General features: G+C 57.6%; 19 protein-coding genes and 3 tRNA genes. 8 read left to right on the forward strand and 14 right to left on the reverse strand.

Translation table 11 applies throughout. The features are described 5' to 3' along the window. Positions 1 to 31 precede the first annotated feature (31 nt). The 6 genes from hfq to nnr form a co-directional block, all read right to left on the reverse strand. Positions 32 to 343, reverse strand: a complete 312-nt coding sequence (gene hfq, locus BBB56_RS18980; RefSeq protein WP_081140747.1) for an RNA chaperone Hfq — start codon at positions 341 to 343, stop codon at positions 32 to 34. Positions 344 to 445: 102 nt separating this feature from the next. After that, entirely contained in the window at positions 446 to 1,396 is a 951-nt protein-coding gene (gene miaA / locus BBB56_RS18985) for a tRNA (adenosine(37)-N6)-dimethylallyltransferase MiaA (RefSeq protein WP_123802495.1), read from the reverse strand. Further along, positions 1,389 to 3,257 (reverse strand): DNA mismatch repair endonuclease MutL, encoded by a 1,869-nt coding sequence (gene mutL / locus BBB56_RS18990; RefSeq protein ID WP_123802496.1) that lies wholly within the window; start codon positions 3,255 to 3,257, stop codon positions 1,389 to 1,391. Before mutL ends, miaA begins: the two co-directional genes overlap by 8 nt. Before the next feature lie 48 nt (positions 3,258 to 3,305). Further along, entirely contained in the window at positions 3,306 to 4,949 is a 1,644-nt protein-coding gene (gene amiB / locus BBB56_RS18995; RefSeq protein ID WP_123802497.1) for an N-acetylmuramoyl-L-alanine amidase AmiB, read from the reverse strand. Then, the gene (tsaE, locus tag BBB56_RS19000) at positions 4,946 to 5,410 is read right to left on the reverse strand and encodes a tRNA (adenosine(37)-N6)-threonylcarbamoyltransferase complex ATPase subunit type 1 TsaE (protein ID WP_123802498.1); all 465 of its coding nucleotides are present in this window, start codon (positions 5,408 to 5,410) and stop codon (positions 4,946 to 4,948) included. Before tsaE ends, amiB begins: the two co-directional genes overlap by 4 nt. A 6-nt stretch (positions 5,411 to 5,416) precedes the next feature. Then, positions 5,417 to 6,931 carry a bifunctional ADP-dependent NAD(P)H-hydrate dehydratase/NAD(P)H-hydrate epimerase gene (gene nnr / locus BBB56_RS19005; RefSeq protein WP_123802499.1) on the reverse strand — a complete coding sequence of 505 codons (1,515 nt, stop codon included), beginning with the start codon at positions 6,929 to 6,931 and terminating at the stop codon, positions 5,417 to 5,419. Between nnr and queG the strand changes: the two genes are divergently transcribed. Next, positions 6,930 to 8,069, forward strand: coding sequence for a tRNA epoxyqueuosine(34) reductase QueG (gene queG, locus BBB56_RS19010; protein WP_123802500.1), 1,140 nt, complete (start codon positions 6,930 to 6,932; stop codon positions 8,067 to 8,069). The two genes, nnr and queG, sit on opposite strands and share 2 nt — an antisense overlap. Positions 8,070 to 8,417: 348 nt before the next feature. Here queG and BBB56_RS19015 read toward each other — a convergent pair. The 4 genes from BBB56_RS19015 to orn all read right to left on the reverse strand — a co-directional run bounded on the left by BBB56_RS19015 (position 8,418) and on the right by orn (position 9,401). After that, positions 8,418 to 8,493, reverse strand: a tRNA-Gly gene (locus BBB56_RS19015). Between the two features lie 27 nt (positions 8,494 to 8,520). Then, positions 8,521 to 8,596: transfer RNA gene (locus BBB56_RS19020), tRNA-Gly, on the reverse strand. Between the two features lie 26 nt (positions 8,597 to 8,622). Further along, positions 8,623 to 8,698: transfer RNA gene (locus BBB56_RS19025), tRNA-Gly, on the reverse strand. A gap of 154 nt (positions 8,699 to 8,852) precedes the next feature. Then, positions 8,853 to 9,401 (reverse strand): oligoribonuclease, encoded by a 549-nt coding sequence (gene orn / locus BBB56_RS19030; RefSeq protein WP_123802501.1) that lies wholly within the window; start codon positions 9,399 to 9,401, stop codon positions 8,853 to 8,855. Between the two features lie 102 nt (positions 9,402 to 9,503). Between orn and rsgA the strand changes: the two genes are divergently transcribed. The 3 genes from rsgA (at position 9,504) to mscM (ending at position 14,930) form a co-directional block, all read left to right on the forward strand. Next, positions 9,504 to 10,547 carry a small ribosomal subunit biogenesis GTPase RsgA gene (rsgA, locus tag BBB56_RS19035; protein WP_123802502.1) on the forward strand — a complete coding sequence of 348 codons (1,044 nt, stop codon included), beginning with the start codon at positions 9,504 to 9,506 and terminating at the stop codon, positions 10,545 to 10,547. Between the two features lie 136 nt (positions 10,548 to 10,683). Next, complete coding sequence (asd, locus tag BBB56_RS19040) at positions 10,684 to 11,580, forward strand: archaetidylserine decarboxylase (RefSeq protein WP_123802503.1); 897 nt, start codon at positions 10,684 to 10,686, stop codon at positions 11,578 to 11,580. Positions 11,581 to 11,600: 20 nt separating this feature from the next. Beyond that, a complete protein-coding gene (gene mscM / locus BBB56_RS19045) occupies positions 11,601 to 14,930 on the forward strand; it encodes a miniconductance mechanosensitive channel MscM (RefSeq protein WP_123802504.1) in 3,330 nt (1,109 codons plus the stop codon). A gap of 117 nt (positions 14,931 to 15,047) precedes the next feature. On the opposite strand, the gene mdh is transcribed toward mscM, so the two are convergent. Continuing rightward, on the reverse strand, positions 15,048 to 15,986 hold the full coding sequence (mdh, locus tag BBB56_RS19050) for a malate dehydrogenase (protein WP_123802505.1): 939 nt from the start codon (positions 15,984 to 15,986) through the stop codon (positions 15,048 to 15,050). Positions 15,987 to 16,413: 427 nt separating this feature from the next. Here mdh and argR point away from each other — a divergent pair, with 427 nt between their 5' ends. The 4 genes from argR to yhcN (BBB56_RS19070) all read left to right on the forward strand — a co-directional run bounded on the left by argR (position 16,414) and on the right by yhcN (BBB56_RS19070) (position 18,329). Further along, positions 16,414 to 16,884 carry a transcriptional regulator ArgR gene (argR, locus tag BBB56_RS19055; RefSeq protein ID WP_123802506.1) on the forward strand — a complete coding sequence of 157 codons (471 nt, stop codon included), beginning with the start codon at positions 16,414 to 16,416 and terminating at the stop codon, positions 16,882 to 16,884. Between the two features lie 462 nt (positions 16,885 to 17,346). Further along, positions 17,347 to 17,610, forward strand: a complete 264-nt coding sequence (yhcN, locus tag BBB56_RS19060; protein WP_123802507.1) for a peroxide/acid stress response protein YhcN — start codon at positions 17,347 to 17,349, stop codon at positions 17,608 to 17,610. A 91-nt stretch (positions 17,611 to 17,701) separates the two neighbouring features. Beyond that, positions 17,702 to 17,968, forward strand: a complete 267-nt coding sequence (locus tag BBB56_RS19065) for a YdgH/BhsA/McbA-like domain containing protein (protein WP_123802508.1) — start codon at positions 17,702 to 17,704, stop codon at positions 17,966 to 17,968. A 97-nt stretch (positions 17,969 to 18,065) separates the two neighbouring features. After that, positions 18,066 to 18,329, forward strand: a complete 264-nt coding sequence (gene yhcN, locus BBB56_RS19070; RefSeq protein ID WP_123802509.1) for a peroxide/acid stress response protein YhcN — start codon at positions 18,066 to 18,068, stop codon at positions 18,327 to 18,329. 59 nt (positions 18,330 to 18,388) lie between these two features. Here the strand turns inward: yhcN (BBB56_RS19070) and BBB56_RS19075 are convergent, their stop codons facing one another. From BBB56_RS19075 to aaeB, 3 genes are all read right to left on the reverse strand, one after another. Beyond that, on the reverse strand, positions 18,389 to 18,658 hold the full coding sequence (locus BBB56_RS19075; protein WP_123802510.1) for a barstar family protein: 270 nt from the start codon (positions 18,656 to 18,658) through the stop codon (positions 18,389 to 18,391). A 49-nt stretch (positions 18,659 to 18,707) separates the two neighbouring features. Continuing rightward, positions 18,708 to 20,168: an NAD-dependent succinate-semialdehyde dehydrogenase gene (locus BBB56_RS19080; protein ID WP_123802511.1), complete on the reverse strand. Its 1,461-nt coding sequence runs from the start codon at positions 20,166 to 20,168 to the stop codon at positions 18,708 to 18,710. Positions 20,169 to 20,277: 109 nt separating this feature from the next. Further along, complete coding sequence (aaeB, locus tag BBB56_RS19085; RefSeq protein ID WP_123802512.1) at positions 20,278 to 22,233, reverse strand: p-hydroxybenzoic acid efflux pump subunit AaeB; 1,956 nt, start codon at positions 22,231 to 22,233, stop codon at positions 20,278 to 20,280. Positions 22,234 to 22,237: the final 4 nt, after the last annotated feature.

Here is a 22,237-nt window from a genome sequence, read left to right on the forward strand (position 1 = left end):
TTCTCCTGCCCTGGTTTGTACGGGTAGCGCGTTATTCCGCGTTATCGCCGTCTTGTTGTGGCTGCGATTGCGCTGACGCGTTGCTACCGCCGTGATGGTAGTTATTGCTGCCGCCACCTGCATTGTTGCTGTGGTGTGAAACCGGGCGCGACGGGACCACGGTAGAAATGGCGTGTTTATAAACCATCTGGCTTACCGTGTTCTTCAACAAAATCACGAACTGATCGAAAGACTCAATTTGTCCCTGCAGCTTGATACCATTGACCAAATAAATCGAAACCGGAACACGTTCACGACGCAGTGCGTTCAAAAACGGGTCTTGTAATGATTGCCCCTTAGCCATTCTATCTTTTCCTTATATGCTTGTTGTTTATTACTTGTAGAACCGAAGTCCTGAAAAAACTGCGTAAAAATTTGCGCACGATAACCAGCCAATTGTACACAATCACCCATGCTTCGCACTAACAACCTGAAGCACCTCATTACGCGCGGATTCTGGGTTGTCGCTGTCAAGCCAGCGAACATTTTCCCAGCCGCGTAACCAGGTTATCTGGCGTTTAGCAAGCTGCCGGGTTGCGCAAATTCCTCGATAAACCATCTCGTCGTAATCGATTTCGCCCGCCAGATATGACCACATCTGACGATAGCCGACACAGCGGATGGAAGGCATATCCGTATGCAAATCACCTCGTGCAAACAAAGCCCGAGCTTCTGCTTCAAATCCTGACGCCAGCATCTGTTCAAAACGTAATGCAATGCGCTGATGCAGCAATTCACGGTTCGCGGGGGCGATTGCGAACTGATACACATCGTAGGGTAACGCTTCGCCGGATGTTTTTGTCAGTTCCGTTAAAGTTTTACCCGAAATAAAAAAAACTTCCAGTGCTCGCGAAAGTCTCTGAGGATCATTCGGATGAATACGCCCCCCGGCAACCGGATCGATGTCGCACAGCTGGCGGTGCAGGGCATCCCATCCCTTTTCGCGCGCCATTTGCTCTATCCGCTGACGCACCTCTGGATCGGCTGCGGGCAGAGGCGACAAGCCTTCCAGTAATGCCTTGAAATAGAGCATGGTTCCGCCGACAAGCAGCGGAATACGCCCGCTCCGCACGATCTCGTCCATCTCTGCCAGCGCATCGCGGCGAAAGTCGGCCGCCGAGTAGGACTCTGACGGATCGCGAATATCCAGCAGGCGATGAGGCGCCTGGGCTAGCTCCTCGGCTGACGGCTTCGCGGTGCCAATATCCATCCCGCGATAAATTAAGGCAGAGTCGACGCTGATAAGTTCCACCGGCAGCTGCTTGCGTAACGCGATTGCCAGCGCAGTCTTGCCAGAGGCGGTAGGACCCATTAGAAAAATAGCCTTTGGTCGGCCAGCCTGGTTTTGTTCACTCATGCTTTAATGCGGCAAGCGCGCTCTCAATATCAATAGTCTGAATCAGGCCCGAAGGCGGCGACTTCAAAAGCTGCGGGCAGAGACGTTCAAGATCTGCCAGCAGCGCAATCGCCTGAGTGGCGTTCCAGTGGGGCGCGTCAGTGTCACAACGTCTGGCCAGCCACTGAGCCAGCTGGGCTGCGGTGCTCTCTGGCTGCTGGGCGAGATAGCCTAACAGCTCTGGAATCAAGATTTGTAAATTTTGCGTGCGCAAGGGTAAAGGCACCGCGCGCAGCGTGACGTGATCGCCTTCGGGTTGCAGATCGATGCCCATTTCGTTTAGCAGGCTCTGCTTTTGTCCGGCAATCTGGCGCTCCGCTCGGGCAATCTTCATGCGCACCGGAATCAGCAGCGGCTGCGGTTTCAGCCCGGTTTCGCCCGGCTGTAGCTGGGCATGCCGCACCCAGCGCGCCGCGACCGGCAGCGAAAGCAGCAGCAATTTTTGCGGCTGCTCCAGCAGGGCGTAGCGATCCTGCACCACCGTCAGCACGCGGCCAAAGCTTTGCGCGTGGGAGGCTAATGGCGTCTCTACCGGCTGCGCGCGCGGCGCGATAACGGGCGCGGCAACCGGCCTGGACGGCGCGGTCTGCCCTGCCTCCGGCGTGTTCAGCAGCTGCTGATAAACCTTGCCCTCACGCTTGCTGTAGCTGTTCTCTTTGTTTTGCCAGGCGGGCGGCGCGCTTCCGCTTCCGCCCCCGCTTCCATTTTCGCTGCGGCGCGGTGCGGCAGGCTGGGAAAAGTGGTTGCCGCCTGCCGCCGGACGGTTTTCCGGCTGCCAGCGCGGCGCGGGTTCTTCCGCCTGAAGATCGGGCAGCGCTGGCGCGCGGCTCTCCTGCAACACGCTCATCACGCCCTGGAAAATAAAATCGTGCACCAGCCGCGACTGATGAAACCGTACCTCATGCTTAGCGGGATGAACGTTAACGTCCACCTGATGCGGATCGATTTCAAGGTAGAGCACATAGGCCGGTTGCTGATCGGCCTGTAGCTGGGTCTGAAACGCCTGGCGTATGGCGTGGTTGATCAGCTTGTCACGCATCATGCGGCCATTGACGTAGCAGTACTGAATATCGGTCAGCTGGCGTGAACCGGCCGGATCGGCAACCCAGCCGCGCAGCAGCAGATCGTCATGCTGCCAGTCAATACGCAGCGCATGCTGCATAAAAGTCGCGCCGCAGATAGCGCCCAGCCGCCGTTCGCGCTGTGCCTCATCATTTACCGCGCGATACTGCCGCATCAGCTTGCCGTTGTGGCTCAGGGAAATCGCCACGTCGAAACGCGCCAGCGCGATACGGCGGATCACCTCGTCAATATGGCCAAATTCGGTCTTCTCGGTGCGCATGAATTTGCGGCGCGCGGGGGTGTTATAGAAGAGGTCGAGCACTTCCAGCGTCGTGCCGCACGGGTGGGCGGCCGGCTTTACCGTGACGTCCATATCGCGGCCTTCGGCATACGCCTGCCAGGCTTCGCTCTGCGCCTGGGTGCGCGACGTTAAGGTCAGGCGCGACACGGAGCTGATACTGGCCAGCGCTTCGCCGCGAAAGCCCAGACTCATAATGGATTCAAGATCGTCGAGCGACGCGATCTTGCTGGTGGCGTGACGCGCCAGCGCCATGGCCAGCTCCTCTTTGTTGATGCCGCAGCCGTTATCACGGATGCGGATCAGCTTCGCGCCGCCTTTTTCAATATCAATATCGATACGCGTCGCGCCCGCATCCAGGCTGTTTTCCACCAGCTCTTTTACCACCGATGCGGGACGCTCGACGACTTCGCCCGCCGCAATCTGATTGGCCAGCTGCGGCGGTAAAATTTGAATGGGCATGGTGTTTATCCTTATAGAGCCTGGCCCGGCACCTGGCCGGGCTGACCGTCAGGAGGCGGGGATTTTCAGGGTTTGCCCCAACATGACGTTTGAGGACTTCATGTTATTGGCCTGCATAATCGCCTGCGGGCTGACGCCGTAATGGGCGGCGATCGCCGTCAGCGAGTCGCCGCGAACCACTTTATGACGCGTCGGACTCCGCGCGGCAACCGTATTGCTGGCAGGCACTTTCAGGCGTTGCCCGACCCAGACCACATCGCGCTTAAGCCTGTTCATCTCGCGCAGCGTCGCCATGCTGACGCCATATTTCGCGGCGATGCCGGAGAGCGTTTCACCGCGCGTCACCGTGTGGCGCTGAACGGCGCCCGTGTACTGCGTGGTGCCGGTTGCCGGATTACTGGCGACGCTCACCGTCGGCGATGAGCCGAGCGGTCGATTTTCCTCCTTTGGGAGCGACTGTAGCGGGTGCGCCAGGAAATAATTGCGCAGGCCTTTGTAGATAGCCATGGCAATCTTATCCTGATATGCGCTACTGCCGAGCAGTCGCTCCTCCGAGGTATTACTGATAAAGCCGGTCTCTACAAGCAGCGACGGGATGTCCGGCGAGCGCAGCACGCCGAGGCTGGCGTGTTCGGGCAACCGCTTATGCAGTGGCGAAACGCCGCGCAGCTGCTGCAATACCTTTATCGCCACGTCATAGCCGACGCGCTGCGAATGACCGAATTGCAGATCCAGCACCGCCTGGCTCAGATAGGGATCGGCCTGGCTGTTCGCCAGCAGATCCCCTGCTCCGCCCAGCAGTTCAGACTGCTTCTCGCGCTGCTCCAGCCAGTTCGCCATTTCGCTGTTGGCTCGACGGTTCGACAGTACCCATACCGAGGCGCCGCTGGCGCTGTGGCTCGGCGCCGAGTCGGCGTGGATAGACACCAGCAGGTTGGCATTCTCTTTACGCGCCACCTCAGAGCGGCCCATGACCGAAATAAAGTAGTCGCCGTCGCGGGTGAGCACGCCTTTAAACATCGGATCGTTATTCAGCAGCACCTTGAGTTTGCGCGCGATAGCAATGGTCACGTTCTTCTCGTGCAGGCCGCGCTGCCCCGTCGCGCCGGGGTCCTGACCGCCGTGGCCGGCGTCAATCGCCACAATCACCGTGTCGTTGCTGGTGGGCACCGCATTGCCCGGACGCGTGGTGGTATTGGTATTGCTGACCGACGTCGTCTGGCTGGGGTTGAACGGGTTGGCTGCGGAGGTTCTGGGCGTCGCGGCGGCGGTTGAGATCGTCGGTGCGGCTTGCGTCACGCGACGCGATCCCTGAATAGTGAACACGACGTTATAGCTGCTGCCGTTCCGCTGGGTCACCGCGCGCGTTTTGCCCGGCTGCGTCAGCTCAAACACCAGCCGAATGCTCTCTTTGTCTTTTGGCGTACTGGTTCGAATGCGCTTAACGATATTCTCGCCGCTGAAGTTGAGCGGCAATCCCTGAATCACGCCGCTCTGGCGAATATCCAGCACCACGCGATCCGGATTGCGCAGCGGAAAATAGCCATACACCGGCTGTCCGGCAAAGCTCAGCGTGACCGTGGCCTGACTGTCGCCGTTCTCTACTTTGATGTCGGAAAGGCTGGCCGCCAGCGACGGGGCAGCAACCAGACACAGCGCCAGCAGCAGCGCGCTTTTCATCCGTGCGATCATCCCTGCGCCACCTGCTCTGTCAGGGTTTCGCCCAGGGCAGAGTGCGCCTCCAGGCGCGCCTCGCGCGCAGCGCCGACATAGCTCAGCGTAATCGCCAGGTCCGGCGGCGGCAATACGCCTTCACCCTGCTGCGGCCACTCAACCAGGCAAATCGCATCGCCCGTGAAGTAATCGCGGATGCCCATAAACTCCAGCTCTTCCGGATCGGCCAGGCGATAGAGATCGAAGTGATAAAGGGCGCGCGTATTGAGCTGATAAGGCTCGACCAGCGTATAGGTGGGGCTTTTAACGTTGCCCTGATGGCCGAGCGCCTGAAGAAATCCACGGCTGAAAGTGGTTTTACCCGCGCCCAGATCGCCATAAAGATAGATCACCGCCGCGCCAGTACAGGCGCGGGCCAGCTGAGCGCCCAGATCGAGAGTTGCTGCCTCATCGGGCAAGGAAATAACACAGGTCTTCATGCTTTATTATTGGGTCATCTCTGGATTAACAAACTGCCAAAGCAGCTCGAATAAATCTGTTGCCAACATGCCGCGCGTACCGCGCTGCGCCGCCACTGCGTCTGCCGCTGCGCCGTGCGCCACGCAGCCTGCGCAGGCCGCGTCGAATAGCGCCAGCTGCTGCCCCATCATCGAGGCAATAATACCACTTAACACATCACCCATGCCGCCGGATGCCATACCCGCATTGCCGACGTCGGCAAAGGCCATTTCGCCCTGCTCGCTGGCAATAATCGTTCCGGCCCCCTTTAGCACCACCACGCCGCCATAGCGGCTCGCCAGCGCCTGCGCGGCTTGCAGACGATCGCTCTCGACCTCGGCGGTCTTGATGCCCAGCAGTCGCGCCGCTTCGCCGGGGTGCGGCGTAATGATGCGATTCTGACGTTTCTGCGCATTATTTGCCAGCAGGTTAAGCGCATCCGCGTCCCAAAGCATCGGCTTTTCGCTGGCCGCAACCGCTTTCAGCGCATTCTGGCCCCATTCGCGCTGACCGAGTCCCGGACCAATGGCGATCACGTCCGCCCACGCCAGCCCGCTTTGCAGGCTGCTGTCGGTCAGCTCATCCACCATAATCTCAGGGCGCGCCGTCAGCACCGGCGCAATATTATCGCGATGCGTCAGCACGCGCACCAGTCCCGATCCGCTGCGCAGCGCCGCCTCTGCCGTCATGCGAATAGCGCCTGCGGTTCCGGTATCGCCGCCGACCACCAGCAGACGTCCGTGGTTGCCCTTATGCGAGGTGGGTTTTCGCGGCTTCAGCCAGTGCGAAAGAAAAGTCGCGTCAAAGCGCGCCATCGGCGCATTCTCGCCGGCAAGAAACGACGCTAACCCCAGGTCGGCGTAGCGCAGTTCGCCGATGACATCGCGCGCTTTACCGGTAATCTGGCCGGGTTTAAGCGCGATAAAGCTCAGCGTCTGCTCGGCGTTGATAACCTCGCCCGGCGCGGTACCGGTTGCCGCCGACAGGCCTGACGGCATATCCAGCGCCAGCACCGGGGCGGCGTGCGCGTTCGCCTGCTTGATTAGCGCGGCATAGTTTGCAGCGGGCGCGCGATTAATGCCGGTGCCGAGCAGCGCATCAACGATAAGATCGACCTGTTCCGGCCAGGCGGCGTCGGCGGCATGAATTTCACCGCCCGCTTCCAGCCAGGCTTCGCGCGCGCGCTGCGCCTCTTCAGGCAGGGGGTTCTCGCCTTCACACGCCAGCAGCGTCACCGTCAGGCCCGCCGCCTGCGCCAGCCGCGCCGTAACGTAGCCGTCGCCGCCGTTATTGCCGTGACCACAGAGAATCAGCCAGCTGCGCGCTTCCGGCCACTGCGAGCGCGCCAGCTCAAATGCCGCCTGTCCTGCGCGCTGCATCAGTTCGTAGAGCGTTACGCCCAGCACATCGGCGCCCTCGCCTTCTAACTGGCGCAGGGCCTGCGCAGGCCAGACGGAATATGGTAAACTGCGGCTGTTTGCTTTCGATTCCTGGTCACTCATGTCATACCCTCTCGATCTTCATCAGCTTGCTCAACAGATTAAACAGTGGGGCAAAGATCTCGGCTTTCAACAGGTCGGCATTACCGACACCGACCTCAGCGCGGAAGAGCCGCGCTTACAGGCGTGGCTGGATAAGCAGTATCACGGTGAAATGGAGTGGATGGCGCGTCACGGCATGATGCGCGCGCGTCCCCATGAACTGCTGCCCGGCACGCTGCGCGTTATCAGCGTCCGCATGAATTACCTTCCGGCGAAGGCCGCCTTTGCCAGCACGCTAAAAAATCCGCAACTCGGCTACGTCAGCCGCTACGCTCTGGGGCGTGATTACCACAAAGTATTGCGCAATCGCCTGAAAAAGCTTGGAGATAAAATTCAGGAAGCCTGCGGCGAACTCAATTTTCGTCCTTTCGTCGACTCTGCGCCGCTGCTGGAGCGCCCGCTGGCGGCCAAAGCGGGGCTAGGCTGGACGGGGAAACATTCGCTGATCCTTAATCGTGAGGCAGGCTCCTGGTTTTTCCTCGGCGAGCTGCTGATCGATGTGCCGCTGCCGATTGACGCGCCGCAGGAGGAACAGTGCGGGCGCTGCGTCGCCTGTATGACAATCTGTCCGACCAACGCTATCGTCGAGCCTTACGTCGTGGATGCGCGCCGCTGCATCTCCTATCTCACTATTGAGCTTGAGGGCGCCATTCCAGAAGCGCTGCGTCCACTGATAGGTAACCGCATATACGGCTGCGACGACTGCCAGCTGATCTGTCCGTGGAATCGCTATGGGCAACTCAGCGATGAGCCTGACTTTTCGCCGCGCGCCGCGCTGCATGCGCCGGAACTCATCACGCTGTTTCAATGGGACGAAAAAACCTTTTTACGCGTGACGGAAGGCTCGCCGATACGCCGTATCGGCCATCTGCGCTGGCTGCGCAACATCGCCGTAGCGCTGGGCAATGCCCCCTGGCGCGCCGATATTTCTGCGGCGCTGGAACAGCGGCTGGGCGAACACCCGCTGCTGGATGAACATATTACGTGGGCGCTGCGTCAGCAGCAGGAAAAACGACAGGCGCTGGCGATCGATGTGCAGCCCGCGCAGCAAAAGCGGCTGGTGCGCGCTATCGAGAAAGGATTGCCGCGTGATGCATGATTAAACAATCTGCTTTGCCCGCAACTTTTCCACAGGCTGTGCATAAAAATAAAAAGCCGTTGTCATTCAACTGCCACAGAGCGTAACTGCTCTCCGTTTAATAAAATGAAATATGCTCATTACGAAATAATTCAATGAATTAAACGCTCAATGTGTACGAATGTGAATGTGGACAGCGTCAGCGGCGGCAGGGAAAGTTGTGGATAACTCTGTTCAAAATCGTTTTACAGAATGCCGTAAGTCAGAGGGAAACAGAGTTTGCGCGCTGTGGATAACCCAATTAGCGCAGCGGCATAAAGCGCACAATGGCCTTATCGACGTAATCTTATGATTTTATTGATTTAAAACTGGAGCGGGAAACGAGACTCGAACTCGCGACCCCGACCTTGGCAAGGTCGTGCTCTACCAACTGAGCTATTCCCGCACAGGAAAGGTACTGCTAAACAAATTTTGGAGCGGGAAACGAGACTCGAACTCGCGACCCCGACCTTGGCAAGGTCGTGCTCTACCAACTGAGCTATTCCCGCACAGGAAAGGTACTGCTAATCAAATTTGGAGCGGGAAACGAGACTCGAACTCGCGACCCCGACCTTGGCAAGGTCGTGCTCTACCAACTGAGCTATTCCCGCGCCTTGTACCGCTTCATAAATTCTTCACCGGTACGGGGTGCGCATTATACGAGAAATTACTGCTGCTGCAAGCGTCTGAAAGCAAAATTTTGCGCTTTCGTTTCGTTTGCCGAATAAAGCAGCAACCTGCTGTTTTCCTGCGCACCTTAACGCACTAGAGCTGTAAAAAGTGCTCGCGATAGTATGCCAGCTCGGCGACGGATTCGCGAATATCATCCAGCGCCTGATGGCTGCCCGCTTTCTTAAAGCCTGGCAGAATCTCCGGTTTCCAGCGACGCGCCAGCTCCTTTAAGGTGCTGACGTCCAGATAGCGATAGTGAAAATAGGCTTCAAGCTCTGGCATATATTTGAAAAGAAAGCGGCGATCCTGACCAATACTGTTGCCGCAAATGGGCGAGCTGTTAGCCGGCACCCACTGTTTGAGGAAATCGATTGTCGCCAGTTCAGCGCGGCGATCGTCAAACTCGCTGGCTTTCACCCGTTCGACCAGCCCGCTTGCGGTATGGGTACGAACGTTCCACTCATCCATCAGCGCCAGCTGCGCATCAGACTGATGGACGGCCATCACCGGCCCTTCCGCCAGAATGTTGAGATTCGCGTCGGTCACCAGCGTGGCGATCTCAATAATACGATCGCGCTCCGGGTCCAGCCCGGTCATTTCCAGATCGATCCAAATCAGATTATTTTCATTTCCTGTTGCCATGCTGTTTCCCGCCGTAGCCGTAGTCGTCATCAAGACTGAATAAGGTGTATCATAGACGTTTTGCCCAGCCGGGCGAAGTCTGGCAAAAGCCTGAGAGGATGCGTGAGCAAAAATAAACTGTCGAAAGGTCAACAACGTCGCGTCAGCGCCAACCATCAGCGTCGTCTGAATCAGCGGGAAGTGCCGGAAGCTGACGACAACCTGTTTGGTGAAGCGGCGGAAGGCGTGGTGATCAGCCGCTTCGGCATGCACGCAGACGTTGAAGACCACGCGGGCGAAGTGCATCGCTGCAATCTTCGCCGCACTATCCGTTCGCTGGTTACCGGCGATCGCGTGGTCTGGCGTCCGGCGCTTGGCGGCGGTAAGGGCATCGTCGAAGCGGTCCATGAGCGCAGCAGCGTGCTGACGCGTCCCGACTACTACGACGGGCTGAAGCCTATCGCCGCGAATATTGATCAAATCATTATCGTCTCGGCGATCCTGCCAGAGCTGTCGTTGAATATTATCGACCGCTATCTGGTGGCGAGCGAAACCCTTGGCATCGAGCCGCTGCTGGTGTTAAACAAGACCGATCTGCTGGATGAAGAGGCGCGCGCCTTTGTCGACCAGCAGATGGATATCTACCGCCATATCGGCTATCGCGTGCTGATGGTGTCGAGCCATGCGAAACAGGGGCTGGCGGAGCTGGAAGCCGCGCTGACCGATCGCATTAGCATCTTTGCTGGTCAGTCCGGCGTAGGTAAATCGAGCCTGCTGAATGCCCTGCTCGGCCTGGACGCGGCGGCAGAAACCGCCATTCTCACCAACGATGTTTCGGATGTGTCGGGTCTGGGCCAGCACACCACGACCGCGTCGCGCCTGTATCACTTCCCTCACGGCGGTGATGTAATCGATTCGCCAGGGGTGCGCGAATTTGGTTTATGGCATCTTGAGCCGGAACAAATTACGCGCGGATTTGTCGAATTTCGTGAATTTATTGGCAGTTGCAAGTTCCGCGACTGCAAACACGGCAACGATCCCGGCTGCGCGATTCGCGCCGCTGTCGAAGCAGGTCAGATCGACGCTTCGCGCTTCGACAATTATCACCGTATCCTGGAGAGCATGGCGCAGGTGAAAACGCGCAAAAACTTCTCTTCCAGCGAGTGAGGATCGATTCTTATCGCGGCATTCTCCCTGTATCGCCTTTGTCATAAAAGGAGATGGGGGAAATTCGCCATCTGACCGGGGCGCTGATATGATTCGCCCCCTTTTGATTGACGCGAAATTAAGCCAGGAGGCTAAGGTGTTTGATCGTATAAAACTCGGCCTGAATCATGTACTGCCGAAAAAATGGTTAACTGAACTTGCAGGTTGGGGCGCCAGCCGCCGGGGCGGGTGGTTGACCAAACTGGTCATCGATCTTTTTGTCTGGTTCTACAAGGTGGACATGTCGGAAGCGCGCAAGCCTGATACGGCCAGCTATCGCACCTTCAATGACTTCTTTGTGCGTCCGCTGAAAGATGACGCGCGCCCTGTCGATCCCGATGCGAACCTGCTGGTGCTGCCAGCCGATGGCGCCATTAGTCAGCTTGGACCTGTCGAAGGCGACCAGATTTTCCAGGCCAAGGGTCACTACTATACGCTGGATGCGCTGCTGGCCGGTCAGGAAGAGATGGCGGCGCAGTTCCGCGACGGTCATTTCGTGACGACTTACCTTGCGCCGCGCGATTACCACCGCGTGCATATGCCGTGCAACGGTATTCTGCGCGAGATGATCTACGTACCGGGCGATCTCTACTCCGTTAATCCGCTGACGGCACGCAATATCCCTAACCTGTTTGCCCGCAACGAGCGCGTTATCTGCTATTTCGATACCGATTTTGGCCCGATGGCGCAGATTCTGGTGGGCGCCACCATTGTCGGCAGCATTGAAACCAGCTGGGCTGGCACCGTCACGCCGCCGCGTGAAGGCGTCATTAAACGCTGGCACTATCCGGCTGCCGACGACGAAGGCGCGGTGGTGCTGCTGAAAGGTCAGGAGATGGGACGCTTTAAGCTCGGCTCTACCGTGATTAACCTGTTCGCGCCGGGACGCGTGAAGCTGGCAGAGAGTCTGGAAGCCGAAAGCAAAACCCGCCTTGGCCAGCCGCTGGCAATGGCGCTGCCGCAGACCGACCCCGTCGACATGATTGCCGACTAACCGCTGAGAGTATTTTTGCTGTGCGATCGTTTCTCATCCTGGTGCTGAGCCTGTGTCTCAGCACCGCCACGCTGGCGGCCGCCGTGCCGGAAGCCAGCCAACTTAAACAGGCGCTGGACGAAGCAAAAGCAGCAAAAAGCTCTGCTGCCCAGGCGGATCAGGTTCAGTCACTTGAAGCCGCCATCAATTATCTTGCCGAGCGCGATGCCTCGCTGGACCGCGCAAAGCAATATCAACAGGTCATTGACGACTTTCCTCGGCTGGCGCGCGAGCTGCGCCAGCAAATCTCCGCCCTGGACGACAGCACTAAAAGCGTGCGCGCCTCGATGAGCAGCGCCCAGCTGGATCAGGAAATTTTGCAGGTCAGCAGTCAGCTGCTGGAAGAGGGTCGCCAGGCGCAGCAGGAGCAGGACCGCGCGCGCGAAATCAGCGATTCGCTGTCGCAGCTTCCCCAGCAGCAAACCGATGCGCGCCGCGCCATGACTGAGAGCGATCGCAGTCTGCAAAGCGGCGCCGGCATGACGTCGCCGCAGGCTCAGGCGCAGCTGTGGGCGCGCCAGGCGGAGAACGCGCTGAATAAAGCCCGCGTCGACGAGCTGGAGCTGGCGCAGCTCTCCGCCAATAACCGTCAGGAACTGGCGCGTATGCGCGCCGACCTCCACCAGCGTAAAGCGGCGCAGCTGGACAACTATCTTCAGTCGCTGCGCAACCAGCTCAATGAGCAGCGTCAGCGCGAGGCGGAGCTGGCGCTGGCGCGCACGGAGCAGCTGGCGGAAAACAGCGGCAATCTGCCGCCTGCCATCAGCGATCAGTTTCGCGTTAACCGCGACCTCTCCGGCGCGCTAAACCAGCAGGCGCAGCGCATGGATCTGGTCGCCTCGCAGCAGCGACTGGCGACCAATCAGATTATTCAGGTCCGTCAGGCGCTGAGCACGCTGCGCGAGCAGTCCCAGTGGCTGGGCGCGTCAAATGTGCTGGGCGAAGCGCTGCGCGCGCAGGTGGCGCGACTGCCAGAAATGCCTAAGTCGCAGCAGATTGATAACGAAATGGCGCAGCTGCGCGTGCAGCGCCTGCGCTACGAAGACTTGCTACAACAGCAGGAAGGGCTGCGCAACGCGCATCAGGCCGACGGTCAGCCCTTTACCGCCGAGCAGCGCCGGATTCTCGATGCGCAGCTAAAGACTCAGCGCGAGCTGCTTAATTCGCTGATTTCCGGCTGCGACACGCTGATTCTGGAGATCACCAAGCTCAAGGTGGCCAATACTCAGCTCCAGGATGCCCTGATTGACGTTAAAGAGGCGGCTCACCGCTATCTTTTCTGGACGGCGGATATTAGCCCCATTGGACTCAACTATCCGGTGGAGGTCGCTCGCGATCTGTCGCGCCTGCTGTCGCTGGATACGCTGGGCCAGTTGGGCAAAGCGCTGGCGATGATGGTGACCAGCCGCGAGACCGTGCTGCCGCTGCTTGGCGCGGTGTTGCTGGTCGGCTTCAGCATCAGGACGCGTCGCCATTTCAATGATTTTCTGGCGCGTTCGGCAAGTAAAGTCGGCAAAGTTACCCAGGATCGCTTCCGCCTGACGGTGCGCACCGTTTTCTGGTCGATTCTGGTCGCGCTGCCGCTGCCGGTGCTGTGGGCCGCGCTCGGCTATGGTCTACAGCACGCCTGGCCCTATCCCATCGCGGTGGCGTTCGGCGATGGCATTACCGCAACGCTGCCGCTGCTGTGGGCCTTTATGATCAGCGCCGCGTTCGCCCGTCCCAATGGCCTGTTTGTGGTGCATTTCCGCTGGCCGCAGACCCGCGTGGCGCGCGCGACCCGCTATTATTCGCTGACCATCGGCCTGATTGTGCCGCTGATTATGCTGCTGATTGCCTTTGCCAATATGGACGACAGGCAGTTTTCAGCCACGCTCGGCAGGCTCTGCTTTATTCTGATTTGCGGCGCGCTCTCTATCGTTACCGTGAGCCTGAAACGCGCGGGTATTCCGCTCTACCTGGATAAAGAAGGCAACGGCGACAATCTGGTGAATCGGGTGCTGTGGAACCTGATGATCGCCATTCCGCTGGTGGCCGCCCTCGCCGCCATGATTGGCTATCTGGCGACGGCGCAGGCGCTGCTGGCCCGTCTGGAAACCTCGGTCGCCATCTGGTTCCTGCTGCTGGTGATTTATCACATTATTCGCCGCTGGATGCTGATCCAGCGACGCCGCATCGCCTTCGATCGCGCCCGTCAGCGCCGCGCCGATATGCTGGCCAATCGCGCGCGTCATGAAGAAGAGAAAGACTCAGCGGCGCAGAATGGCGAAGTGGAGGTTGATGAACCTATTATCGATCTCGACGCCATCAGCGCCCAGTCGCTGCGGCTGGTGCGCTCTATTCTGACGCTGATCGCGCTGGTATCGGTGATTGTGCTCTGGTCCGAAATCCACTCCGCGTTCGGCTTTATGGAGAATATCCGCCTGTGGGACGTCAGCACCACGGTGCAGGGGGTAGAGAGCATTCAGCCGATTACCCTGGGGTCAGTGTTTATTGCCATTCTGGTGTTAATCATCACGACGCAGCTGGTGCGTAATATGCCTGCGCTGCTGGAGCTGGCGCTGCTGCAACACCTTAATCTGACGCCCGGCACCGGTTACGCCATTACCACCCTGACGAAATACGTGCTGATGCTGATTGGCGGCCTGATCGGCTTCTCTATGATCGGCATCGAATGGTCGAAGCTGCAATGGCTGGTCGCCGCCCTGGGTGTGGGACTGGGTTTTGGCTTACAGGAGATTTTCGCCAACTTTATTTCCGGCCTGATCATCCTGTTTGAAAAGCCGATCCGTATCGGCGACACCGTGACCATCCGCGATCTTACCGGCAGTATCACGCGCATCAATACGCGAGCCACCACCATTATCGACTGGGACCGCAAAGAGATTATCGTGCCGAATAAGGCCTTTATCACCGAACAGTTCGTTAACTGGTCGCTCTCTGACTCGGTAACGCGCGTCGTGTTGACCATCCCGGCCCCTGCGCATGTGAACAGCGAAGAGGTGACGACATTGCTCAGACAGGCATGCGAACGCTGTAGCTATGTGCTGGATGTGCCTGCGCCGGACGTTTTCCTGGTGGACCTGCAGCAGGGCATTCAGCTGTTTGAGCTGCGTATTCATGCCGCAGAGATGGGCCATCGCATGCCGCTGCGCCATGAGCTGCATCAGCTGATTCTGAAAGGCTTTGCTGAACACGGTATTGAGATGCCCTTCCCGCCCTTCCAGGTTCGCATGGAGACGCTGGGCAAGAAAACGCCAGCCAGCAATGGCGCGCCCGCCGCGCGTACCTTTAAGTCCGGCGGACTTTAAATTACCCGGCCCGGCCAGTCCGGGCCTGTAAACCGGCACAGCCGGTGCCGCTGGCAAAAACAAGGCCCGCCGAAGCGGGCCTCATGCAGAGTCAGCTTTTTCGCCTGAAGGCGTCCTCTACTGCTTCACAAAATTTTCGCCCTGCTCAATATCTTTTCTCAGCGTCTCCAGCATCCCTTCCAGCGCCTGCTGCTCAGAGGCGCTGAGCGTGCCGATCGAACGGCGCTCCGCTATGCCGTTCTTACCCAGCAGCAGCGGCTGCGAGAAGAAGCGAGCGTATTCGCCGTCGCCTTCAACATAGGCGCACTCCACCACGTTCGCTTCGCCCTGCAAGGCGCGAACCAGCGATAGCCCAAATCGCGCGGCGGCCTGGCCCATTGACAGCGTCGCCGAACCGCCGCCGGCTTTGGCTTCAACCACTTCGGTCCCTGCATTCTGGATGCGTTTCGTCAGGCTGGCGATCTCTTCATCGCTAAAGCTGACGCCCTTAACCTGCGACAGCAGAGGCAGAATAGTTACGCCGGAGTGACCGCCAATGACCGGCACCTCAATCTCATTCGGCTGTTTGCCTTTTAGCTCCGCCACAAAGGTATTGGCGCGAATGACATCCAGCGTGGTAACGCCGAATAAACGGTCTTTGTCATAGACGCCATGTTTTTTCAGAACGTCGGCGGCAATCGCCACGGTGGTATTGACCGGATTGGTGATGATGCCGATCAGCGCTTTGGGCGCCGTTTGCGCTACCTGATCCATCAGGTTACGCACGATGCCGGCGTTAACGTTAAACAGATCGGCGCGATCCATGCCAGGCTTACGCGCCACACCTGCCGAAATCAAAATCAGGTCTGCGCCCTGTAGCGCAGGCGTGGCATCTTCGCCGCTGAATCCCTGAATTTTTACCGCGGTCGGGATATGACTCAGATCTACCGCCACGCCGGGCGTTACCGGCGCGATATCATAAAGTGATAATTCAGACCCCGCAGGAAGCTGAGTTTTTAACAGAAGGGCAAGCGCCTGACCAATTCCGCCAGCAGCGCCAAGAACGGCAACTTTCATTCTGTACTCCTTATTAAGGTGGGGCAGAGTAGAGCCGAATTTCCATCTGTGTCCAGACCTGAATCAACTTCTCAGACGATGACAAATCCACTGTTCATTATGCGTGCAGCAGCACTTAATCTTCCGGGTTAAGACTTTGTCAGCACAACGCGCCTGAATGACCGACAACGATGCCGATAGCAGATAGAGCACGGCCATGATGGTTATCAGTTATTACTTCCCAATTGTATAACAATTCTGCAACCTTCGCTTAGCCGCCATCAGGCCGTTTTTTTGGTCTGTACAAAAAACTTTGCTATGATTGCCGCCCGCACACTGCGGCGCCCGCCTGCCTTATCGACCAATTGCATAAAAATTCATTCATATGCATAATAATGTATCTGCTGACGGCAGGCGTCCGGCATTTATTTTTCTTTAGTGGTAGCTTATGCGAAACCCATCAAAACAAGACGAATTGATAAAAGCGTTTAAAGCCTTATTAAAACAAGAGAAATTCAGCTCTCAGGGTGAGATTGTTCAGGCGTTACAGGATGAAGGCTTCGAGAATATCAACCAGTCGAAGGTTTCTCGTATGCTGACTAAATTTGGCGCGGTACGCACGCGCAACGCCAAAATGGAGATGGTCTACTGCCTGCCAGCGGAACTTGGCGTGCCTACCACCACCAGCCCGCTGAAAAACCTGGTGCTGGATGTCGATTATAACGACGCGCTGGTGGTGATTCATACCAGCCCCGGCGCAGCGCAGCTCATTGCACGCCTGCTTGACTCGCTGGGCAAAGCGGAAGGGATTCTCGGCACCATTGCCGGCGACGATACCATTTTTATTACTCCGGCCCGCGCCTTTACCGTCAGGAAACTTCACGACGCCATTCTCAGGCTGTTTGAGCAGGAGCTGTAAAGCACAGCCGTGACCGGCAGCCCCTGCTGGTCACCTCCGCCCTTCTCTTTTTCTCCGTACGGCAGCCCCGCTGACTTATTCCTGCTGCTGCTGCTCCACGCGCGCGCTTTGGTCATACCTTTTGGCCTGCTTAACCTTTTGCGCTATTTTACGCTGCTTTACACTACGCACATGGCGGCATTACCCAGATCTAAATCAATAACCAGCCAGATTGACCCCCTTCTTTCGCACAAAAAGATAAAGTGCTCTATCCGATTGTTTTTACGTCAATTTAACCTGATATGGCTAATTTCCAGGCGTTTTTTATAACGATAAAGCATAAAAATGAACCATAAGGATAAAGAATAACAACAAATCATTATTAGGCAGGTATTAATTTCATGCGTTATTAGTTCTATACTTCTTTTCGTGATGCAAATCACACCAAACAAAAAGAGAAAAACAGACGACGAGGAAATAAACATGAAAGTTAAAACTACCATCGCTACGCTAAGCATTCTGTCTGCCCTGTCATTCGGTGCTTTTGCAGCAGAATCCGTTAACGCTGAACAGGCGCAAAACCTGCAGTCTATCGGCTCAGTGAGCGTCAGCGGCGTGGCGGGTTCCCCTGCGCAAATTAATGAAGAACTGAACGCCAAAGCAGAACAGCAAGGTGCCAGCGCCTATCGTGTTATCGAGGCGTATAACAACGGCAACTACCATGCCACTGCCGAGCTGTACAAATAAGGTCGCTTAACCAGAGACATTGCTCAGGCGATCCCTTTGAAGCGCGCGTTGCGCATCGGATTGTCTGGTCGATAAATTCAGGAGAGTAGAAATGAAAACTCAATCTCTTATTGCTATCGCAGGTCTGGCTTCCATTTTGTCCTTTGGCGCCAGCGCAGCCAGTCTGGTATCCGACCAGCAGGCAGAAACCTTGCAGCCGTTGAATCAGACCATCAGCATCAGCGGCCATGACGGCGATCAGACCAATATGCGTCAGGCGCTTTCTCAGAAAGCCGATGCACAGGGCGCAGGCCACTATCGCATCATTGAGAACCACCTGGACGACTCATATCACGTTACAGCTGAGCTGTATAAATAATTAACCGACCGGGCGTCTGTGCGACGCCTGGAGAAATCGACGACCGGCATCCCTTTCTCTTTACCGCAGGTTGTTGATTGTACTAAGGAGACGAACAATGAAAATCAAAGCAACCATCGCAACCGTTAGCCTGCTTTCTGTAATGGCATTTGGCGCTCAGGCAGCGCAGCTGATTACCGGAGAACAGGCACAGAACATGCAGCCTGCGGGGACAGTGACAATTAGTGGTACAGCGGGCGCGCCGATGGACTACCGCGCGCAGCTTTCTCAGAAAGCTGATGAGCAAGGTGCCAGCGCGTATAAAGTGATCGAAGCGCGCACGGGCGACAACTACCACATCACTGCTGAACTTTATAAATAATTCCTCGTCAACTGCTGACGAACCCTTTGGCCCCGCCTGTCGGGGCCTTTTTTATTGCGTTACCGGACAGTAAAGCGGAGCTGACCCTCCCGTTCCTCTTCCGCCTCTTCAAACAGCAGGATCAGCGCCCCATAGCGCCGCCTCTGCCCTTTTCCCAGGTTGATAAATTCGATTTCCAGCGGCATCGGCAGCGCGTCGCCGGTCATTACGTCCCATAACGCATCCAGATCCTGTATCTGCCGCGTATCCAGCTCAAAGCGCTCACTGAACTGACGGAAAAAATGGGACTGGTCAACAATCTCATTGAAGTCGAAACGCTCAGTTTTCATCGTGAAGGCTCCTGTCCTTCCCAGAGAACGGCTTTAAGCCGCCCGCGCGTTAACTCTCGCTTAAGCCGCCAATATGCAGCGCTTTAACTTCGAGATACTCTTCCAGGCCCAGCACCGACCCTTCGCGGCCCAGACCTGACTCTTTTACGCCGCCGAAAGGCGCCAGCTCGGTAGAGACCGCGCACTCGTTTATACCGATCATGCCGCTTTCCAGCGCGGCCGAAACGCGGAAGACACGCTGCAAATTCTGCGTATAGAAATAGGCCGCCAGACCAAACTCAGTCTCATTAGCGCGGCGGATCACCTCGGCTTCATCGCTAAAGCGGAAACAGGCCGCGACCGGACCAAATGTCTCTTCCTGCGCCAGCTTCATCTCTTCGTGCGCATCGGCGATGACCGTCGGCTGCCAGAAGTTGCCGCCCAGCGCGTGGCGTTCGCCGCCGGTAACGATGCGTCCGCCTTTGGCTCTGGCATCTTTCACGTGCTCTTCTACTTTATCCACGGCGGAAGCCTCGATCAGCGGCCCGACGACGACGCCTTCCTCGACGCCATTACCTACCTTGAGCTTTTTCACCTCGTCAGCCAACTGATTGACGAAACGATCGTAGACGTCCTCATGAATATAAAAACGGTTTACGCTGACGCACACCTGGCCGGCATTGCGGAATTTATTGGCAATCGCGCCTTTCACCGCCGCGTCGATGTCCGCATCCTCAAACACGATATAGGGCGCATTGCCTCCCAGCTCCATCGACACTTTTTTCATGGTCTCGGCGGCGTTGCGCACCAGCGTTTTGCCCACCTGAGTCGAGCCGGTAAAGGAGATTTTACGCACCACGCTGCTCGCCATAATCGCGTCGCTGATAGCGTGGGTATCACCCGCCACCGCATTAAGCACCCCGTCCGGCACGCCCGCTTTTTTCGCCAGCGCCAGCAGCGCAAACGCGCTCAGCGGCGTATTATTGGCGGGTTTAATAATGCCGGTACAGCCCGCCGCCAGCGCGGGACCAAGCTTGCGCGTCAGCATCGCCATGGGGAAATTCCAGGGGGTAATGGCCGCGACAACGCCAATCGGTTCACGCGTCGCCAGAATGCGCGACCCTGGTTTAGCGGGTGGAATAATTTCGCCGTTTGCGCGCTTCGCCTGTTCAGCAAACCACTGAATAAAACTCGCAGCGTATTCCACTTCGCCCTCTGCCTCTTTTAGCGGCTTACCCTGTTCGGCCGTCATCAGCTGCGCCAGCCAGGCTTTGTTGTCGATCATCAGCTGATACCAGCGATAAAGAATTTCAGATCGCGCTTTAGCAGTCTGTGCACGCCAGCCGGGGAACGCACGCGCCGCCGCCGCAATCGCCTGTTCGGTTTCAGCTTTACCGGCTTTCGCGACGCTCGCCAGCACCTCGCCGGTTGCCGGATTGACGACGTCAAAGGTTGTCGCGGCGCGTCGCCACTCGCCATCGACCAGATAGCCGGTCTGAAACAGTTCGCTGCTGTGTAGGGGGGTAGTCATAAGATCGCTCCTGTCAGTTTTTTCCTGTCAGAAAAGTATAGATGGCAAAAGCAGGCGTCTCAGAGAGGGGCGGGATTGAGGAGACCGCTGCGCACGGCAGCGGTCAGCTTTAGATCTGAATAAGGGTGTTCTGGTATTTGCTGAGCATATCGGCCAGCCGTTTTACCGGCTCGGTAACGCTAAGCGGCGCGTCGTACTGCACCAGCTTCTGCTGATAAACCTCGAACTCCGCCAGCAGCTTTTCAAAATAGTGACGTCGCTTCTCATCGCTGCGCGCCGAAATCACCTGGTCCGCCGTGGAACGCAGCTGGCGATGGAAAGCAGAGAGATCGGCGTTGACCGGCACGTCCGCATTGCGCAGCCGCTGATGGCCAATGATTAGCGTCAGGGCGATGCGGTACTTATCGATGTCGCCGGGAAACAGGTTCAGCAGCATAAACAGCTGCTGGTAGAGCGCCGGCAAATGGTTTTCGCGCCGACGCGCCTGATTGGTGGTCATCGCCGAGACGGCGGCGTACATAAAGCGGTTCAACAACTTGCGCCCGGTGCGCGCTTTCGACTTATCGCGAATCAACAGAATGACCATCAGCGCCAGAAAAGCGCCGATCATCTGCCCCAGCACATTGTCGAGAAAAACGTTGAAGTGGAATGTCATGGGGTTATCCAGCACCAGAACGTTGATCGTACCGGCTAACGCGCCCAGCGTGCCTAGCTGACGACGCTGTATCAGGATACCGCTAAAGAAGCCAAGCAGACCGATGGCGATGCAGAGCAGTAGCGCGCTCTGCTGAGTGCTGGGCAGCAGGTACATAAAGTAGAACGAGCTAAGCGGCACCGCGAATATCATGCCGTAGAAAAAGTCTTTCGCCATCATCAGCGGATTCGGCACGCGCATCGCCAGCGCCGTGATTACCGCCAGCATCACCATACAGCCGCTGCCCGATGTCCAGCCGGTATAAAGCCAGAACAGCGAGCCAAGCGCGGTCGCGACAAAGGTCCGGATGCCGTTGATCATCGCGTGGTGGGTTTCGGCGGAGCGCGCCTGGATCACCACTTCGCGCTGAAGAATGTTCTCTTCCAGCGTGGTAATGCGGCTGTTGCTTTTGATGCCCTTCAGCAACAGCAGATATTCGGTGGCCGCGCCGACCCAGCTGACAAGCGTAACCGGCGCTTTGCCCTCTTTGCTCGCCCCAATAACCCGCCGCATGACCTTCATGCGGCGGTGTACGTCCGCAGCATTGTCCACACTCTTCTCTATCAGCAGACGATACTGCGACGGAATATATTCCGGACGGGAGTTTTGAATCAGAAAGGTTTCCGCTGCCTGGGTGATCATGGTCAGCGACAGCGTATTAAGCATTTGCAGACGGCGGTTGGCGTTCTGCCAGCGCGACGACTCCATCATTAGCTGGCCGCGCATGGTGCCGAGCGCCGTGGTGCGGCGCACCAGCGCGCTCCACGCCTTATCCACTTCCTCTTTATCCTCGTGCGCCACGCACAGCTGCAACAGCCGATAGTGCGCCACCAGCAGGTTGTCCACTTCGCTATCAATGACTTTTTTGATGGAGCGCGGCGAGAAGATCATATCGGCCAGAATGGCGCAGAGAATCCCTAATACAATCTCGCTACAGCGCTCCACGGCAAACTGCGGAACCAGCGTCAGACCGTTGTTGGCGTCGGCCGTGACCACGATGATCAGCGCGGTATAGCCAGCCAGTCCCAGCGCGTAGGAGTTTTCAACCTTGATCAGCGAGGAGAGCCAGACGCAGATACCCGCCCAGGCGCAGCACAGCAGCAGCATCACTACCGGCGCGCGAACCGTGGCAATCATAATTGTTAGCGCAGCGATACAGCCGATAAAGGTGCCGATAATACGCAGAACGCCGCGATAGCGCAGTGCGCCGGAGTAAGGATCGCCGCCCGCAACGAAAGCGGTGCCGCCGGCAACGATGCCGGCGGTCATCACCGCCCAGCGGGGCGTTTCAAGGTTGAGGTGAAAGCCAATCATCAGCGCTGCGACCAGCGCGAAGGTCAGCTTGATCGGAAAGCGCAGGAACTCGATCATATCG

Source organism: Candidatus Pantoea deserta, assembly GCF_003813865.1.
GTDB classification, from domain to species: domain Bacteria; phylum Pseudomonadota; class Gammaproteobacteria; order Enterobacterales; family Enterobacteriaceae; genus Pantoea; species Pantoea deserta.

Bases quoted from the DNA above. Each gene is read 5' to 3' on its own strand.
- tsaE (WP_123802498.1), bottom strand. From the start codon at position 5,410: ATGAAGACCTGTGTTATTTCCTTGCCCGATGAGGCAGCAACTCTCGAT.
- mutL (WP_123802496.1), bottom strand. From the start codon at position 3,257: ATGCCCATTCAAATTTTACCGCCGCAGCTGGCCAATCAGATTGCGGCG.
- BBB56_RS19080 (WP_123802511.1), bottom strand. From the start codon at position 20,168: ATGACTACCCCCCTACACAGCAGCGAACTGTTTCAGACCGGCTATCTG.
- yhcN (WP_123802509.1), top strand. From the start codon at position 18,066: ATGAAAATCAAAGCAACCATCGCAACCGTTAGCCTGCTTTCTGTAATG.
- nnr (WP_123802499.1), bottom strand. From the start codon at position 6,931: ATGAGTGACCAGGAATCGAAAGCAAACAGCCGCAGTTTACCATATTCC.
- miaA (WP_123802495.1), bottom strand. From the start codon at position 1,396: ATGAGTGAACAAAACCAGGCTGGCCGACCAAAGGCTATTTTTCTAATG.
- amiB (WP_123802497.1), bottom strand. From the start codon at position 4,949: ATGATCGCACGGATGAAAAGCGCGCTGCTGCTGGCGCTGTGTCTGGTT.
- orn (WP_123802501.1), bottom strand. From the start codon at position 9,401: ATGGCAACAGGAAATGAAAATAATCTGATTTGGATCGATCTGGAAATG.
- argR (WP_123802506.1), top strand. From the start codon at position 16,414: ATGCGAAACCCATCAAAACAAGACGAATTGATAAAAGCGTTTAAAGCC.
- mdh (WP_123802505.1), bottom strand. From the start codon at position 15,986: ATGAAAGTTGCCGTTCTTGGCGCTGCTGGCGGAATTGGTCAGGCGCTT.
- BBB56_RS19075 (WP_123802510.1), bottom strand. From the start codon at position 18,658: ATGAAAACTGAGCGTTTCGACTTCAATGAGATTGTTGACCAGTCCCAT.
- hfq (WP_081140747.1), bottom strand. From the start codon at position 343: ATGGCTAAGGGGCAATCATTACAAGACCCGTTTTTGAACGCACTGCGT.
- yhcN (WP_123802507.1), top strand. From the start codon at position 17,347: ATGAAAGTTAAAACTACCATCGCTACGCTAAGCATTCTGTCTGCCCTG.
- queG (WP_123802500.1), top strand. From the start codon at position 6,930: ATGTCATACCCTCTCGATCTTCATCAGCTTGCTCAACAGATTAAACAG.
- BBB56_RS19065 (WP_123802508.1), top strand. From the start codon at position 17,702: ATGAAAACTCAATCTCTTATTGCTATCGCAGGTCTGGCTTCCATTTTG.
- aaeB (WP_123802512.1), bottom strand. From the start codon at position 22,233: ATGATCGAGTTCCTGCGCTTTCCGATCAAGCTGACCTTCGCGCTGGTC.